The organism is uncultured Parabacteroides sp. (assembly GCF_947855115.1).
Classification (GTDB): Bacteria; Bacteroidota; Bacteroidia; order Bacteroidales; family Tannerellaceae; genus Parabacteroides.
On the sequence record NZ_CANTZW010000004.1, the window covers coordinates 144,897 to 161,421 of the forward strand.

A 16,525-nucleotide genomic window follows, 5' to 3' on the forward strand; every position below is an offset into this window, starting at 1 on the left:
GACGCAATACATTCCCACAGGTTACATCTTCGGCTTAAAAAATATTTTTTATTTTTGTTACGGTAAATTGTAACCTATTTACCCGGCTTGCGTCCATTAAGTACGATGGAGCTGTATACCGATACATATTATATACAAAGGATACAAGCAGGGGACATGGCATGTTTCGCTTGCCTTTTGGATAAGTACAGCCGCCCGATCCATTCGTTGATCCTCAAGGTGGTACGAAGCAGAGAGGATGCCGAGGAGTTGGCTCAAGACACGTTTATGAAAGTATTCAAGGGATTATCCTCATTCAAAGGGGATTGCAGTTTCTCAACATGGATCTACCGGATCGCTTATAATACAGCGATATCGTCTGTAAGAAAAAAGAGACACGAGTTCCTGACGATAGAGGAAGCAACACTTGAAAACGTATCGGAAGAGGAGGTCGCAAACCTGCTCGGACAAACCGAGGTAGCGGAGCAGACCCAAAGGCTGGAAACCGCCCTAGGGCAACTTCCTCCAGACGAACGGGCTTTGATCTTACTCTTTTATTGGCAAGAAAAATCAATAGAGGAATTAGCCTCTATCACAGGCCTGACCGCTTCGAACATTAAAGTCAAGCTACATCGAATCCGAAAGAAATTGTTTGCATTATTAAAAAGGATGGATCATGAGCAAGATGAACATAAATAAGGAACAACCTGATTTGCTGGGGGATTTATTCAAGCGCATGCCGGAAGAAGAACTGCCCGCCTCGTTCCGCTCGAACGTAATGCGACAGATCATGCTTGAATCCGCAAAGGCGAAGAAACGCAACGAGCGCTTTAGCTTGCTAGCGACTATACTGGCGTCGCTTGTCATGATTTCTCTCGCGGTCGTAGCTTTTATCTACATGGAGATACCCAAAATGGCCGTCTGTACCATAAGTACATCGGCGCTGACTTTCTACCTATATATAGGAGCTATCACGCTTATTCTTCTATTTGCGGATTATAAATTGCGGGATCTATTTCGCAAGAAAGGATAAGAACGAAACGTGCTCCGTCTGTATATGAGGAGTCTATAGACAGGGAACCGTTCAGGCGCTCGGCAATCAGAAGGCAGATAGAAAGCCCTAAGCCCGCTCCGGGCTTGTAATCGTCCAACTTCTCAAAACGGTTGAATATGGAGGCTTGCTTTTCAAGAGGAATACCCACGCCCGTATCCGTAACAGCGATACGCACTTTTTTCCGGTCCGGCTCAAGCTGGAACGATAGATTAATCTCGCCTTCCTCCGTGAATTTAGCGGCATTCGTCAACAGATTCGTCAGTAATTGCTGCAGGCGCAAGTTATCCACGTGTACCACAATCGGTTCTCCGGCAGGAGAAAAAGTCAGTTTAACCCCTTGCGGTATCCGGTAACGTACACTTTCCAAAGCCATTTGACAACACTCCAAAAGCGGGTAATCCTTGATATTAAAATGAAGATCTCCGGTTTCCATCCGGGATAAATCCAACACATCGTTTACCAGGTTCAACATCAAATCCGTGTTATTCCGTATGATAGACGAGTATTCCTCCCGTTCTCCCGAATCGGTAGAAGGCTCTACCAACAAGCTGGAGAAACCAACTATGGCGTTCAAGGGAGTCCGGATCTCATGGCTCATATTAGCCAAGAAAGCACTTTTCATCAGACTGGCCTCCTCCGCACGGGTCTTTTCCCTCATCAATCGTCTTTGAGACTCCAGAAGCAGGTCTTTTTCTTGTTGCAATTGGTTCTTCAAAGATCGTAAACGACGGTAGTATAAATATAAGGTATAGAGAAGGATCGATAACACGACTGACACGGACAGGATAAAAATCAACAAATCCTGCTTCCGCTCGATACGCCGCCCGGCTTCCTCCAGCTCCGTCTCTTTCAATTCCTTTTCATGCAGCTCATGCAAGGCCTGCAATTGATTCACCTGCCGGAGAAAAGAGGTTCCCCTTTTCCGTGTCATCGTACTATAAAGCTCATCATACAAGGCCATGACTTCCTTCAACTGGCCCCGCTCCTTCAAGATATCTGCCTTGAACTGGATATCCTCGGGTAGCCGCTCGGTCTCCAGCAACTCATTTATATAATGAAGGGCCAACGGAATATCTCCAGCCGCCTTATAATAACGGGCCTTGACCGCCAGATAGGTATTGACCACATAATCTCCCTCGATCCAGTTGCTGCCTACATAGGAAGAAGCCTTATCCAATGCTTCCTTGGCATTCGCCAAATCTCCTTTCGAAAGATAAAAACTCGCGTAGAAAGAATAAAGTAACCAATACTCCCTTTCAATAGGCAAAAGCTCGCCTTCCTCTTGGTTGAGTTTATATCGCTCGTCCAACAAAGTCTTATATTGCTCCAAGATCCGTTCCGTCAGCGCATACTGCTTTGTCCGCACGCTACTCTCCAACTGATAAGAGGTCAGGCGGATTTCTGTATCCAAGATATTCGGTACGTCCTTTATATCCTTCAATAAGTCTAAGCTCTCTTGAAATGAGGCCACGGCATCACTGTCTCTCCGGATTTGTTGGTAAATCAGCCCCAAGGTCTCGGAGCAACGGAGCAAACCATATTTATGGTCCAAATCGCTCGCCATCCGATACAAATCCATCGCCTCGCTCATCGCTAACTCATAAATCCCAAGCCAGAGGAGGTCTTGGCTGGAAAAACTTTTTACCTCAAACAGCTCATTCGGATATTCATGGCGGGCCTTAGCGATAGAGTCTACGATATCGCAATAATATTTCAAACTATCGCGCATAGACAGATTGTAATAGTACTCGGCCAGGTTTTTCAATCCCCAATATGCGATAGATACGGAATCTATCTCCAGAGCGCTCTTGTAAAGACGCTCATTATAAGCCTTCATCTCGGGATATTGCTGATACAGCAAAGCCAACCGTTGCAATATGGGTAAGGTAGAGGCTACCGTAGGGCAGTCCGACAATAATTTATTCAAGCTGTCGATCTCCGTCAAACGATCTTTGGCAGGGGGAGGCGCGGAAGATTTCACCGAACCGCAAAATATGCAGAAGGAGATGATAACGATCATCCCTATACGTGTAAGTATCCGATTATAGAGTCGATTCATCTGTCTCATATAGGGGTCTCAATTAAATTTGTCGGATGTATAAAGACAAACCGGGCACCGTCTTTATAAGAGATATCCACGGATAAAGATCCTTTAAGTTGCTCCGAGATGATCTGGCAAACAGATAACCCCAAACCGGTACCTTGGATAAAGTCGTCTAGTTTCTCAAACCGCTCGAATATTTTCTTACATTTATCCTCCGGGATCCCGCAGCCTGTATCCGTTACGGAGAAACAGACCTCACCCCTGCTCTCGTCTACGACAAAGGAGAGGTTGATTTCTCCCTCGGAGGTGAATTTAGCGGCATTCGACAATAAATTAGTCAATAATTGCTGTAAACGCAAGGCATCCGTTTTTAAGGAATAAGCTTCCGGAGAGGACGTGAAAGTCAACCGAACCCCAGGCTTCACACGGTGCCGGATCGAATCCAACGCCTTTTGGCAACAAGCGACCAAGTCGCTAGGCTTTACACTGAACTTGATCTTGCCGGATTCCAAACGAGACAAGTCGAGGACATCATTCACCAGATTCAATAACAACTCCGAGCTATGATTCACCTCTTCGGCAAACTCAATCTTTTCCTCCTCGCTATACTCGCTACTCGCCAATAATTCGGAAAACCCGACAATCGCGTTCAATGGCGTACGTACCTCATGGCTGATATTGGCGATGAAAGCGCTTTTCTTCCTATTCGCCGCCTCCGCTTCCTCCGTAACAGCCCGAAGTTGCTTTTCCGAAGCGATCAAGGAGTCTTTCTCTTGAAGTAACTCGTTTTTCAATCGCTTGGTATGTAGATAGATCCGACATAACACATAAATCAAACCCATCAAGACGGACAGAAAGCAGATAGAGACAATGATTTGCCTTTGTTTCAAAGACTCCTGCTCCGCTCGCAACTTCAACTCCCGATCTTGCTTTTCCAAATCGTTCAAGTCGTTCAAGGTACGGAGTTGCTCGATCTGCCGGTCGAATGCCTCCATGTTGATCTTTTCCGTTTTACGGATGATCTCCTCATAGATAGTGATCGCTTCCCGCAATTGGCCGGACGATTGCAATATGGCTTTCTTCATCTCTAACTTATCCAAGTCACGATTAATCTTTAGAGCCAAATTAACGGCAGACAACGCATGTCTATAATCCTTCTTTTTCCAATAATAAAATGATTTTGTCCGGAGGTATTGGGCTTCTACCCTGCTTCCGAAGGAACTGTCCAAAAAAGCGGTCGCCCTGTCCAAACAGGTTTGCGCCTTTCTCAAATCGCCCTCCATAGTATACAATTCGCAGAAATAACAACTTACCAAACAACGATGGCGTGTTACCGGGAAGATCTTTCCTTCCTGATCATATTTCCTCTCCAAAGAATCCAACAGAAACTCATACTGCCTCAAAAGCGCCTCCGATTCGGGCAATTGCCCTAATAACAAGGTAGACTCCAGCATATTGGATAAATACATAATCCGGAAAGTAGGATTCGCTTTCTCCTCTTTCAGCAAATGCAAGCCTTTCCGAAATACCTCCACCGCATCGCTGTCTCTTTTAATCCGTTGATAAACCATCCCTAAATCACGATAGGCCCGCAATAGGCCATAATCGTTCTTACTTTCCCGGGCCAAATCCAGATATTGCATGGCCCTATCCATAGCCAACTCATAACTACCGGACCATAAGTAATCCTGGCAAACCAAACTGCCGGACAAAAACAAGCCTCTGGGTGTCTCATGTCTTTTCGAGGCCAATGAATCCAACTGCCCCACCCAATACAATAAGCTATCCCTGTTTCCCGCATTAAAATAATGACGGCTCAAGCCGGCCATCGCATCGTACACGATCCCGATGGAATCCAAAGGCAGAGCGACATCGATTATCTCTCTTAATGCCGGGACTTCCTCCGGCAATTGCCAATACAAACCGACCAATTCTTTTAAAAGGGGAATCTTGTCCTGGGGCTTCTGGACATGCGATAAAGATTGGCGTATGCTATCCGCACGAAATTTGCTCACGGCATTCTGCGCCCCCGCGCTCACCGCAAACAAAATCCATACCATTCCTATAAAAGCATTGACGCTGGACTTTCTTAAAAATCCTCTACTCATTGATTTATCGCTTACAACTTGCAAACTTACAAAATAAATATCAATAAAAATCAACAGTTTTCCGTATTTACGACCGGTACAGCCTGAACCTGATGTTTTTACCCTTAAAAACACTTGTCAGTCAGAAAAAAAGCATTACCTTTGCCCCGATTTTTGAGAGATGACAACATAAAGTCTAACTTACTAATTAAAACAAACTTAGTATTAACAATTAAAGAATGGAAAATTTAAAAAACATCCAGCCAGTTGAAGATTTCAACTGGGACGCTTTCGAGCAAGGCGAGACTTACACCGAGGTAAGCAAGGACGATCTTGTAAAAACGTATGACGAGACCCTGAACACGGTAAAAGACAAAGAAGTGGTTATGGGTACCGTTACTTCAATGAACAAACGTGAGGTTGTTGTAAACATCGGTTTCAAATCTGACGGTGTTGTTCCTATGTCCGAGTTCCGTTACAACCCGGATTTAAAGATTGGCGACGAGGTAGAGGTTTACATCGAGAGCCAAGAAGACAAAAAAGGACAATTGATCCTTTCACACAAGAAAGCACGCGCTACACGTTCTTGGGATCGTGTTAACGAGGCTCTTGAAAAAGACGAAATTATCAAAGGTTACATTAAATGTCGTACGAAGGGCGGTATGATCGTTGACGTATTCGGTATCGAAGCGTTCTTGCCGGGTTCTCAGATCGATGTTAAACCGATCCGCGACTACGATGTATTTGTAGGTAAGACTATGGAATTCAAGATTGTTAAGATCAATCAAGAATTCAAGAATGTTGTTGTATCTCACAAGGCTCTTATCGAGGCTGAGTTGGAACAACAGAAGAAAGATATCATCTCCAAATTGGAGAAAGGACAGGTATTGGAAGGTACTGTCAAGAACATCACTTCTTACGGTGTATTCATCGACTTGGGTGGCGTAGACGGTTTGATCCACATCACGGACCTTTCTTGGGGACGTGTTTCTCATCCGGAAGAAATCGTTCAGCTTGACCAGAAGATCAACGTTGTTATCTTGGATTTCGACGACGAGAAGAAACGTATCGCTCTTGGCTTGAAGCAATTGACTCCGCACCCATGGGATGCTTTGGATCCGAACTTGAAGGTTGGCGACAAGGTTAAGGGTAAAGTTGTCGTTATGGCCGACTACGGTGCGTTCATCGAGATCGCTCCGGGCGTAGAAGGTTTGATCCACGTTTCAGAAATGTCTTGGACACAGCACTTACGCTCCGCTCAAGACTTCATGAAGGTAGGCGACGAGATCGAGGCCGTAATCTTGACTTTGGATCGCGACGAGCGTAAGATGTCTCTTGGCATCAAGCAATTGAAAGCTGATCCTTGGGAAAATATCGAGGAGCGCTTCCCGGTAGGTTCTCGTCATATGGCTAAGGTTCGTAACTTCACTAACTTCGGTGTATTCGTAGAAATCGAGGAAGGTGTTGACGGCTTGATCCATATCTCCGACTTGTCTTGGACGAAGAAGATCAAACACCCGTCTGAGTTCACTCAGATCGGCGCAGAGATCGAGGTTCAAGTATTGGAAATCGACAAGGAAAACCGTCGCTTAAGCTTAGGCCACAAGCAATTGGAAGAGAATCCTTGGGATGTATTCGAAACGATCTTCACGGTTGGTTCTATCCACGAAGGAACGATCATCGAAGTATTGGATAAGGGTGCCGTTATCTCCTTGCCTTATGGCGTAGAAGGTTTCGCTACTCCGAAACACCTTGTAAAAGAAGATGGTTCTCAAGCTCAGGTAGACGAGAAACTTTCATTCAAGGTTATCGAGTTCAACAAGGAAGCTAAACGTATCATCCTTTCTCACAGCCGCATCTTCGAAGATGAGCAAAAAGGCGCTAAGGCTGCTTCCGACAAGAAAGCATCCTCTAAACGTGGCGGTAAGAAAGAAGAGGAGTCTACGATGGTAACCGGTCCGGTTGAAAAGACTACACTTGGTGACATCGAAGAATTGGCTGCTTTGAAAGAAAAACTTTCTGGTAAGTAATTGGTCCTTTTTGGGATATAATAAAAGGAGATATCTGATTCAGGTATCTCCTTTTTCTATGTTATTCCTATTATTGCTTATTTAAGAGAAACATTCTTCCGTGGCACGTATATCACATGGCTCGGAAATACCTAATAAATCATTGATCTCCTTTCTTTTTTCCAAATCCGTAAAATAAGTCTCAACAACTTTATAAATATCAAAACCTCCCGTAGAACCGGCCGCCAAGTTTAGTGACTCTACCAACTTTCCTGTAGCTTTATGAATCTCAGATTGTTTGAGTAAATGAAATTCATTCCCGTGAATTAATTGATTCTTTCCCATGATGTTCCAATTTTAGGTTATACAATATATTACAAAGGATTTCTATTCCTGTCCTAAAGATACAAATAACTTATATACGAGCTACTACTTTTATCTATTTTTGTATCGGTTCATCTATTTTATCAGTCAAAAGGGAAAGCATGTCTCCACATTCCATTAATTTTGCCAGAAAACTAAAATGAAAAAATTAGTAATATTTGATCTTGACGGGACATTATTAAATACAATCGCAGATTTGGCCCAGAGTACAAATCATGCGTTACGGCAAAACGGTTTCCCTACGCATGACGTAAATGAGTATAACTTCTTCGTTGGAAACGGTATCAATAAATTATTTGAGCGCGCGTTGCCCGAAGGCGAGAAAACAGAAGAGAATATATTAAAGGTAAGAATAGAATTCCTAAAGCATTACGACCAGCACAATACAGATCGTAGCGCCCCCTACCCCGGTATACCAGAGCTATTGGCAGAGTTGCAGGAAAGGGGAATAAAACTGGCGGTCGCCTCAAATAAGTACCAGGCCGCCACACGCAAGCTCATCGCCTATTTCTTCCCTACCATACGATTCGCAGAAGTACTCGGGCAGCGGGAAGGAGTAAAGGCCAAACCAGATCCCAGCATCGTCAATGAGATCGTAGGACAGACGGGTATATCCAAGGAGGATACCCTTTATGTCGGAGATTCAGACGTAGACATGCAGACGGCTATCAATAGCGAAGTGACCTCCTGCGGAGTGACATGGGGTTTTCGCCCACGTGCGGAATTAGAGAAATACGCGCCTGCCCATATAGCGGAAAAAGCGGAAGATATACTCAAGTTCATCTAAAAGAAGAACCAATCCAACCGTGCGAGACACTCTTTCGAGGTTTCGTCTCGCACGCTTATCTTTTACCTTAACCCCGAACATTTCCCCGTACATATCCTACTCGATCCATACAAACTCCAACGTAGAAATCACCCTTAATATCCCCCTTGATCGCACCTATAAAAAATCATTAAAGGCATAAACAAAAACTTTCAATAGCGGTTATTTTTCAAGGCATCAGGCAACGTAAGATTTAAAAAACGCCAAAACGATACCCATATTTCTGCAATATTATACCAAACGACCACTAGATAAATATGGTAAAAGACGAAGTTATATTTTTACACAAGAAACATAGGCTAAAATAATGTCGGGATATACAAAGAAAATAGCTGAACCAAATAGTGGTGTTGATTACTCATTGGAAAAAGACTTCAAAGTCTATACGCTTTCCAAGGAACTCCCTATTACGACTTACCCTTCTTACATGGAATTAGGGATTGTCATCTATTGCCTAAAAGGAAACGCTAAAATAGATATCTATTCCAACAAGCACATTATAACCCCTAAAGAACTCATCATCATCTTGCCGGGGCAATTGGTCTCATTAACGGATGTTAGCGTGGATTTCCAAATCAGATATTTCACGATTACGGAGTCATTTTACACCGATATATTGAGTGGTATCAGTCGTTTCTCGCCACATTTCTTTTTCTATATGAGACAACACTACTACTTCAAGGTGGAGGATGTGAAGATACTTTCTTTCATTGATTTCTTCGAAATACTCACTAGAAAGGCTTTTGACACGGAAAACCAGTATCGAAGAGAGTCGGTCATACTCTTGCTTCGCATATTTTTCCTTGATATATACAACTTTTACAAAGTCAATTCTTTAGATAATGTAACAACGATAGATATCCATAAAAAGGAACTGACCCACAAATTCTTTCAATTGGTCATGAACAACTACAAGGTAAATAGAAGCGTGACATTCTATGCTAATTCTTTATGCATCACCCCCAAATACTTGACCATGGTAGTTAAGGAGGTAAGCGGTAAATCCGCAAAAGATTGGATAACGGAATATATGATCCTAGAATTAAAGGGATTACTCACCAACTCTACCTTGAACATCCAAGAGATTGTCGAAAAAACAAAGTTCTCCAACCAATCCTCATTGGGACGCTTCTTCCGAAGGCACACAGGCCTATCGCCTCTGCAATACAGGAAAGAATATCTAACAATAGATCAAAAAACAAACTTCTCAAAAAATAATACGATATGAATAAGAGTCAACTAATCGAGGAACTATCGAAAAGAGTCGGCAACGACAAAGAAGAAATCCGGTATATATTGGAAGAACTGAATAACATTATTTTAGAGAAAACAAGATCCGGAGAAAAGGTATGTATACAAGGTTTCGGTGTCTATACCCCCCGCTTGCAAACAAGCCGGTTGGCCAGGAACCCGAGAAGCGGAGAGACCTTAATGTTGATCCCCAGAACCATTGTCCATTTTAAGTGCGCCCCAAACTTGGTGAAAAAGATAAACAAATAAAAAACAAAGGGCCGGCTCCAACAAGAACCGGCCCTTCCGTCATAGCTATTAATAACCTACCAAAGACAACATTCTATAGGCTTACATCAATATTTGCCGGGCATATTTCACGCAAGTAGCGACCTCTTTCACGGAATTAGACCAAGGCTTGACCTCGTATTCCAGTTCTATATCGCAATAGATAGGCCATTTCTCCTGTTTGATCAACAATAGCACGTCTTCCAAGGGCATCTCCCCTTGTCCCCAGACTTGGTTTGTGTTCGGCTGATCTCCGGTCGTAGGCCCCGTCTTATCTTTCAGGTGTATACTATAGATCCGGTCGTGATACTTCTTGATCATCTCGTTCGGATGGATACCTGTAGAGCCAAAGAAGTGCCCCGCGTCGAAATTCAACATAATAGAAGGAGAGACCGCCAAGACGGGGTCGCAGCTAAACCCTTCTTCCGCATACTGCATATGATTATGGAAAGCCATATACATCCCATGTTTCTCCGCGAACGGGGCGACTCTCTTCGCCGTCTCCAGGCTAATCTCGTCCGTCACGGCTTTAGCGCCCATAGCCTTGGCAACCTTAAACGCATAGTCGATCTCCTCGTCCGATCCCATCCGGGAAGGTTCCATTTTCACGATATGGGCCGATATCCCAGCGTCGTTCAATAGTTTACGGGCGCTTTCCACCTTCGATAAATCCAGCCCGAGGCGCCATGCTTTTACCTCTTCCTTATATTTGTCGATCTCGGCCTGCTGTTCCGGGGTAAACTTCGGAGGCCCCATCCGGCGAGGAGCGGGAGCGGCAGGTTTCTCGCCCGGCTTCGCCGCTGGTGGAGGGGCTTGCTGACGGAAGAATTTCATCATCGGGTTCTCCGGCGCCCCTAAATAAGCTTCCAGATCACCTCCCATCAATTCGATGGAACTGATATTCGCCTCCTGGCAATACTTGATGATATTCTCCAAACCACCCGGCATAGAACGCCAGCTATACGTGATCGTACCGATCTGCACGCCTCCGAACTTAGAGTTAATCTTACCTGTCGCCGTCGTCGTATCAACCGGTGCCGGGGCAACCGTGCCCTTTCCCGTACAAGAGAAAGCACCCGGCAGGAAAGACGCGGCAGCTAAAGCAGCGACCGATCTTCCCAAAAACTCTCGTCTGGACTGACCTTTGTTCACATCTTCATTCATAACTATCCAATTTATACATTCATATTAACCTTTAGAAGAAAGTCTCTCACAGGCTCCAACCTTTACGATATTCATAGTGGAAATAATCGTTCGCCTCCGGGCAATTCGTGATTCTCATATTCTCAGCGTCATACTCCAACGTGAGATCCAATCGTTGGGCAGCGACCGCTATATTCGTTAACAACATGATCTCCGTCAACTTAGCGGACACCTCAAAGTCATTAGCGGCTTTACGCCCTTCTTTTATCGCCTCGATAAAATCCACATAGATATTACTCGGCCGTTTCAATGTCTTCTCCGGAGCGATAAATCCCGGCCGTTCCGGTATCAATTGCGGCTCTGCCCCATGAGTACCATGCATAATCATACCTTTATCGCCTATATAAAGCGCCTCTCTCAACTGGCGGTTCGGCTCCAATTCCACCGGACGGGCCGGTTTTATACCGCCGTCACTCCAAGTCACCTTTACCGGAGGCATGTTTCCACGAGCCGGGAACTCATAAGTAACACATTCCGACAGAGGCAAGTAATCCTTGTTGTAAGGAGTGGAGGTAGCCTGTATTCTCGTAGGCATACCCAAGTTAAGCGCCCATATCGGGGCATCGAAGGTATGTGCTCCCATATCCCCCATAGCGCCTGTTCCATAATCCCATAACCCGCGCCAAGCGAAATGGAGGATTTCCGGATTATACGGCTTCTCAGGGGCCGGTCCCAACCACACGTCATAGTCAAGACCAGATGGAATATCCACTCCCGCCGGACGATCAAAATATCCCTGGCGCCACATCGGACGGTTCGTCCACAAATGTACTTCCCTTACATCCCCGATCACGCCACCTTGGATCCATTCAACCGTCTGCATAGTCCCTTCAATATTATGGCCTTGGTTACCCATTTGGGTGACAACACCGGTTCGCTTCGCCAGATCTCTCAAGAAGCGGGTCTCATAAATGGTCTTGGCCATTGGTTTTTCCACAAACACATGCTTACCGGCTTTCATCGCATAAGCCGCGATAACCGCATGGGTATGATCCGGAGTGCCGATCAATACGGCGTCGATCTCCTTCTCCTTGTCGATCATTTCCCGGAAATCGGTATATTTCTTCGCTTTCGGGTATCCCGCCAAGATATGTCCGGAGTAATCATGGTCTACATCGCAGAGCGCGTAAATATTCGCATGCTTGAACGATTGTTTCTCCGCGTCTCCCATTTGCACAGGGTTATCCGAGGCCCTTCGTTCCCGTCTGGGAGGCTGGATGCCCGCGTAAGGCTGCATCAACATACCGCCTCCACCAAAAGGTTTCCTTTTAATCGGTACATCCGGAGTAGCGATATTCTGTATATCGCCACCACCTTGGCTACCCACACCGATACCGGCCAAATTGACCATATCACTAGGTGCCGTATAGCCCGGTCCACCCAAAACGGAACGAGGTACGATCGTAAACGCGGCAGCGGCAGCCATCGTACCCAAGAACTCCCTACGTGTGAAGTTCGCCGGATTTTTGTCAGACATAGTGTTACTCATAGTATTAAATTTAAAGTCGAAAAAAATATATATAGTAAAACACAACTTCGTCCTAGCGTAAAAACAACGGAAGCGAATATAAGGATGGGCAGTAAATCACGAGTTAACAAACGCTAAACAGCGTATTAACCAAGGGCTAATTCAAGGCTAATTTCATATCCACCTACAAGGATAACCACCTAAACAACAGACATATAAACAAAGAAAAAAAATCATTGAAAAAATCTCTGAAAAGATAATGAGCTAAAACAAGCCTCCTTACTCGAATGAATCATTATCACCGGCCAGACGGCCTTTTTGAGCCCTTGCCACGGGAGAAGGCAATGCCTGTCTTACCGGGATCAATTTACACCCCAGCCTTCGCGGAAAAGATTGACCGGATTAATCAACGGAAGTCGGTACGATCCGCTCAAAAGAAGAGGGAAAAGCCTCGCCATACATATCTTGGTACAAGGCGCAAAAACGATCGTAGACATAACGGGCCAGCTTGAAGTTATTCTGATAGATCAAGGCCCTGATCTTATATACCAACGCCTCCTCATTACAAGGGTCGTTTATAAGGATTTGGTCGGCTAGCTGAATGACCCGATCGGCCTCATCCTCGATCGAGTAAGTATCGATGAAGCGAGACAAGATATCCACCGTGCTATTACAGATATAGCTCTTAAAATCGTCCATCCAATCAAACGATTCCCCTTTGAACACCTCCCCCTTGCTGATAATATCATAGAAACGCTCAAAATCCGGCAGAGTCCGTACCCGTTTATCTTTCAGTAGATCCAGGCAAACCCAATAATCGCAATAGACATTTTCCGAAAGCAGGAGTATATATCGATTCGCGTTGAATGCAATCTCCATCGTATCAATACGTTCCAATATTTTCCGGAGTTTCAAGATAGACACACTTCGAAGGCTTTTCACGTTTTTCACGGAATTATTCCCTCCCCAAATCATCCGTGTCAAGTCTCTGCTTGATATTCCGGAACCTCCGCGGGAAGAGTAGAGCATGATCAAAATGAACAATTGCTTCAATTTGGGTGTAAATAGAGAGGTTATATCATTTCCATCCCGATCCAGTACGTAGAAATCACCAAACAACCGGATGTAGTTACGCATAACCGGGACCTTCTCCGCTTCGGCTTTTTCCCCGGTTTCCTCTTCAACCTCTACTTGGGCTTCCTCCTCAACCCTTACCTGGGTTTCTTCCTCAACATTTACTACTTCCTCAACCTCCGGTGTCTCGCGAGGGGAATCCTCCGGTTCTATATCCACCTCCGTTCTTGCTTCTATACAGGCTTCCTCTTGCTCCGGCTTTCTTTTTCTCACCCGCCGATACCCCAGATAAGCCGCCGAAACCAGAATGACCAATATCAATGCGATACCTAGAATATCCAACCAAGTAACCGTATCCGATACATGCAAATCCAGCAACTGATTGCTCAACCCCAATATTTCCTTATCGCTCAACACACGAGACCATATACAAAGATTATCCAGCACCCCCACGAAATTCGACGACTGGCTGAAATTCACGAAGCCTACATACAAGCTATCACTACCCAAATAAGCCGGACGGTCGAAAGAAATCGCATCCAGCTCTCCGTTCACGAAAATGGCCTGTTCCCCATTACTCTTATTATACCGCCAAACGATATTATACCATTTACCCGGCTCAATCACCGTGTTGCCCACCAGGTCGTTGTTGAAGAATCCCATATAAGGCTTCCGGTTCCGTATCAGCAGATGCAACGCTTGCTGATAGGTGCTGTTCTTAGCTCCCAAAATGCAATAATCCTCTTTCTCCGGCATGTACTTAGGTATTTTCAGCCAAACACCTACCGTGAAATCATGATCTCGCATATGAAGCTCCGACGCTGTCGGCAAATCCACCCGGGCTTGGTCTTCCAAGGAAGCTACCTGCCCGCGTATAGGGTCTTGAATAAACTCCACATTCCTCGATACCGTGCGATTACGGTTGTACGAGTCATCTTTCTCATCGCCGTCAAACGGTAAATAGATCTCTATATCCTCATCAATCCGCAAAGGCCTAGCCTTAAAATCGCCGGCGAAAGCCTTCCTTTGGGTACCGGAGACGTAAACCGTGGCCGGCTCTATCTTATACCCCGGAGAAACGGGAGAAAGCATCAACTCGGCCCCGGGTTCCAGCGGGAAGCAATATTTACCAGTCGTATAGTTCGACATCCCTTCCCAATTCACGTAATTAAGCAGCTCATTGTTACTCGTGACCGTACCATAAATGATCTCGAAATTCCGGAAAGTGACCAACGAGACATCCAGCCACGCATAATACTTGTCTACCAAGATAAAATTAGGAATCCTACCATCCCGGACCCATGCCCTTTTAAACGATTCTATCAAATAAGGGGTCTGACGGGCCAAAGCCGAGATATCATTACTATTTCCCCGGGAAGTCTCCAAGAACTTATATCCGGCGAACAAAGACAGGCTCTTCTTCAACCGCTCATCAAAACTCTCGACCTCTTCCGACTGGTTTCCCCAATCCGCGTCTGTATGTTCCACGAAATCTCTCATGTTGTGCAACCACGACGGGCTGTTCAAATGTTTTTGAACCTCGAAAACGACCAGCCGCTTCCCGGTACTCAGCATATCTTTCAGGGAGGGCCATCCGTTTCTCGCGTCATACTCAAGCACGTATTCCATCAAACCGCTTTCCTTAAAGGAGGATTCCAGTTCCGTCTCCACGTAGAAATCGAGGAAAAGGGTCATCACTTTATGCGGGTCTGCGTCTAACGCGTTCTTAATGGCATTTAGCGATTCATTGAAAGGGGTAAACGTCCCATCGGGTTTCCTCAGCAACAACACGTTTGTCTCCGCGTCTCGTTTCAAATAGAAATAGAAGCCTTCGATCTGTTTCTTCAACAGCTCGTCTAAAGAGAGTTTTTCCGGAGAATTGGAGGATAAACAAGAATAGTTAGACAGCACGTAGACGCTCTCATTATATAAAAGACCGGCCTCTATGTCCTCTTGGCGTTGAGAAACCAAACGCTGTGCCGAAAGCAGCTCCGGCAAGAAAACCATAAGGCCAACAATAAAACATACATAACGAATCCACGCCATCATTGCATACGACATCTTATTTACAAGACCATCCAAAAATAAGGCTTTAATACGACATGGCAATGTTTTTCAATCAGAAATGTGTCCATTTCTATAATCTGCGGGGAAACGAGGCGTTATATCGCCTTTTCTCTCTAATATTATTATCTTCGTATCTTAAATAAAGCGAAGCCATATGGACATATTAGAAATAACACGAAAGCAAGATTTTCTCTATCCTACGTTCAGACAAGTATATACAGCAAGTTTTCCCTTATTTGAGCAACGCACAGAAGAACAGCAAGAACAGGCATTCCGGTCTCCTTACTACCATCTAGAGGCTTACGTGAAGGATAACATCTTCATCGGTTTTATCTCATATTGGGATTTCGACTCGTATGTATATATCGAGCATTTCGCTATCCACGAGAACTTTAGGGGACAGGGATATGGAAGTTTACTACTGGAGGATTTTAATAAACGACTGAATAAGATCATCTTATTAGAGATTGATCCTATTACGGATAAGGTATCGGCTAACCGGTTAAAGTTCTACAAGAAATGTGGTTTCTTTGAGAATAGTTACCCCCACCTCCATCCTCCTTATAGAAACGCCTGCCAAAGTCATTCATTAATCGTCCTGACAACAGAACGACCGATAACCGAAGACGAATATATCCAATTCAGTCTCGATTTGCGGAATATTGTCATGGTGAACTAAAAAATAAGGGGGAACGGCAAAATGCCATTCCCCCTTGTCTTTTATCCGCTTCCATCCTCACGGAAGTACTTACGGATGAACTTTAATTTATTACTTTAGTATTAATATTAATTCATTCCCGCTTGTTCACCCT

At 44.8% G+C, this 16,525-nt stretch carries 13 protein-coding genes; 7 read left to right on the forward strand and 6 right to left on the reverse strand.

Annotated features, from left to right (window positions below; genetic code table 11):
* Positions 1-105: 105 nt before the first annotated feature.
* On the forward strand, positions 106-678 hold the full coding sequence (locus tag Q0110_RS05050) for an RNA polymerase sigma factor (RefSeq protein ID WP_297903652.1): 573 nt from the start codon (positions 106-108) through the stop codon (positions 676-678).
* Complete coding sequence (locus Q0110_RS05055) at positions 656-1,012, forward strand: hypothetical protein (protein ID WP_297903541.1); 357 nt, start codon at positions 656-658, stop codon at positions 1,010-1,012. The genes Q0110_RS05050 and Q0110_RS05055 overlap by 23 nt, the downstream gene beginning before the upstream one ends.
* Here Q0110_RS05055 and Q0110_RS05060 read toward each other — a convergent pair.
* A complete protein-coding gene (locus Q0110_RS05060) occupies positions 957-3,101 on the reverse strand; it encodes a HAMP domain-containing sensor histidine kinase (protein ID WP_297903544.1) in 2,145 nt (714 codons plus the stop codon). The two genes, Q0110_RS05055 and Q0110_RS05060, sit on opposite strands and share 56 nt — an antisense overlap.
* Positions 3,098-5,185, reverse strand: coding sequence for an ATP-binding protein (locus Q0110_RS05065; protein WP_297903547.1), 2,088 nt, complete (start codon positions 5,183-5,185; stop codon positions 3,098-3,100). Before Q0110_RS05065 ends, Q0110_RS05060 begins: the two co-directional genes overlap by 4 nt.
* 218 nt (positions 5,186-5,403) lie before the next feature.
* On the opposite strand from Q0110_RS05065, the gene rpsA reads away from it, so the two are divergent.
* Positions 5,404-7,194 carry a 30S ribosomal protein S1 gene (gene rpsA, locus Q0110_RS05070; protein ID WP_297903550.1) on the forward strand — a complete coding sequence of 597 codons (1,791 nt, stop codon included), beginning with the start codon at positions 5,404-5,406 and terminating at the stop codon, positions 7,192-7,194.
* 81 nt (positions 7,195-7,275) lie between these two features.
* On the opposite strand, the gene Q0110_RS05075 is transcribed toward rpsA, so the two are convergent.
* Positions 7,276-7,518, reverse strand: a complete 243-nt coding sequence (locus tag Q0110_RS05075; protein WP_297903553.1) for a hypothetical protein — start codon at positions 7,516-7,518, stop codon at positions 7,276-7,278.
* A gap of 178 nt (positions 7,519-7,696) precedes the next feature.
* Here Q0110_RS05075 and Q0110_RS05080 point away from each other — a divergent pair, with 178 nt between their 5' ends.
* The 3 genes from Q0110_RS05080 (at position 7,697) to Q0110_RS05090 (ending at position 9,883) form a co-directional block, all read left to right on the forward strand.
* Entirely contained in the window at positions 7,697-8,344 is a 648-nt protein-coding gene (locus Q0110_RS05080) for an HAD family hydrolase (protein ID WP_297903554.1), read from the forward strand.
* Between the two features lie 346 nt (positions 8,345-8,690).
* Complete coding sequence (locus tag Q0110_RS05085) at positions 8,691-9,611, forward strand: helix-turn-helix domain-containing protein (protein WP_297903557.1); 921 nt, start codon at positions 8,691-8,693, stop codon at positions 9,609-9,611.
* Positions 9,608-9,883, forward strand: a complete 276-nt coding sequence (locus Q0110_RS05090; protein ID WP_297903561.1) for an HU family DNA-binding protein — start codon at positions 9,608-9,610, stop codon at positions 9,881-9,883. Before Q0110_RS05085 ends, Q0110_RS05090 begins: the two co-directional genes overlap by 4 nt.
* Positions 9,884-9,964: 81 nt before the next feature.
* On the opposite strand, the gene Q0110_RS05095 is transcribed toward Q0110_RS05090, so the two are convergent.
* The 3 genes from Q0110_RS05095 to Q0110_RS05105 all read right to left on the reverse strand — a co-directional run bounded on the left by Q0110_RS05095 (position 9,965) and on the right by Q0110_RS05105 (position 15,728).
* Positions 9,965-11,065, reverse strand: a complete 1,101-nt coding sequence (locus tag Q0110_RS05095; protein ID WP_297903570.1) for a sugar phosphate isomerase/epimerase — start codon at positions 11,063-11,065, stop codon at positions 9,965-9,967.
* Positions 11,066-11,111: 46 nt separating this feature from the next.
* A complete protein-coding gene (locus tag Q0110_RS05100) occupies positions 11,112-12,593 on the reverse strand; it encodes a Gfo/Idh/MocA family oxidoreductase (protein ID WP_297903574.1) in 1,482 nt (493 codons plus the stop codon).
* A gap of 381 nt (positions 12,594-12,974) precedes the next feature.
* Positions 12,975-15,728: a LamG-like jellyroll fold domain-containing protein gene (locus Q0110_RS05105; protein ID WP_366139648.1), complete on the reverse strand. Its 2,754-nt coding sequence runs from the start codon at positions 15,726-15,728 to the stop codon at positions 12,975-12,977.
* 139 nt (positions 15,729-15,867) lie between these two features.
* On the opposite strand from Q0110_RS05105, the gene Q0110_RS05110 reads away from it, so the two are divergent.
* On the forward strand, positions 15,868-16,392 hold the full coding sequence (locus Q0110_RS05110) for a GNAT family N-acetyltransferase (RefSeq protein ID WP_297903580.1): 525 nt from the start codon (positions 15,868-15,870) through the stop codon (positions 16,390-16,392).
* The last annotated feature ends 133 nt before the right edge of the window (positions 16,393-16,525 follow it).

What these genes read in the sequence shown, in the direction of transcription:
- Q0110_RS05075 (WP_297903553.1), bottom strand. Translation starts at nt 7,518, where the DNA reads ATGGGAAAGAATCAATTAATTCACGGGAATGAATTTCATTTACTCAAA.
- Q0110_RS05050 (WP_297903652.1), top strand. Translation starts at nt 106, where the DNA reads ATGGAGCTGTATACCGATACATATTATATACAAAGGATACAAGCAGGG.
- Q0110_RS05065 (WP_297903547.1), bottom strand. Translation starts at nt 5,185, where the DNA reads ATGAGTAGAGGATTTTTAAGAAAGTCCAGCGTCAATGCTTTTATAGGA.
- Q0110_RS05080 (WP_297903554.1), top strand. Translation starts at nt 7,697, where the DNA reads ATGAAAAAATTAGTAATATTTGATCTTGACGGGACATTATTAAATACA.
- Q0110_RS05085 (WP_297903557.1), top strand. Translation starts at nt 8,691, where the DNA reads ATGTCGGGATATACAAAGAAAATAGCTGAACCAAATAGTGGTGTTGAT.
- Q0110_RS05110 (WP_297903580.1), top strand. Translation starts at nt 15,868, where the DNA reads ATGGACATATTAGAAATAACACGAAAGCAAGATTTTCTCTATCCTACG.
- Q0110_RS05090 (WP_297903561.1), top strand. Translation starts at nt 9,608, where the DNA reads ATGAATAAGAGTCAACTAATCGAGGAACTATCGAAAAGAGTCGGCAAC.
- Q0110_RS05095 (WP_297903570.1), bottom strand. Translation starts at nt 11,065, where the DNA reads ATGAATGAAGATGTGAACAAAGGTCAGTCCAGACGAGAGTTTTTGGGA.
- Q0110_RS05060 (WP_297903544.1), bottom strand. Translation starts at nt 3,101, where the DNA reads ATGAGACAGATGAATCGACTCTATAATCGGATACTTACACGTATAGGG.
- rpsA (WP_297903550.1), top strand. Translation starts at nt 5,404, where the DNA reads ATGGAAAATTTAAAAAACATCCAGCCAGTTGAAGATTTCAACTGGGAC.
- Q0110_RS05100 (WP_297903574.1), bottom strand. Translation starts at nt 12,593, where the DNA reads ATGAGTAACACTATGTCTGACAAAAATCCGGCGAACTTCACACGTAGG.
- Q0110_RS05055 (WP_297903541.1), top strand. Translation starts at nt 656, where the DNA reads ATGAGCAAGATGAACATAAATAAGGAACAACCTGATTTGCTGGGGGAT.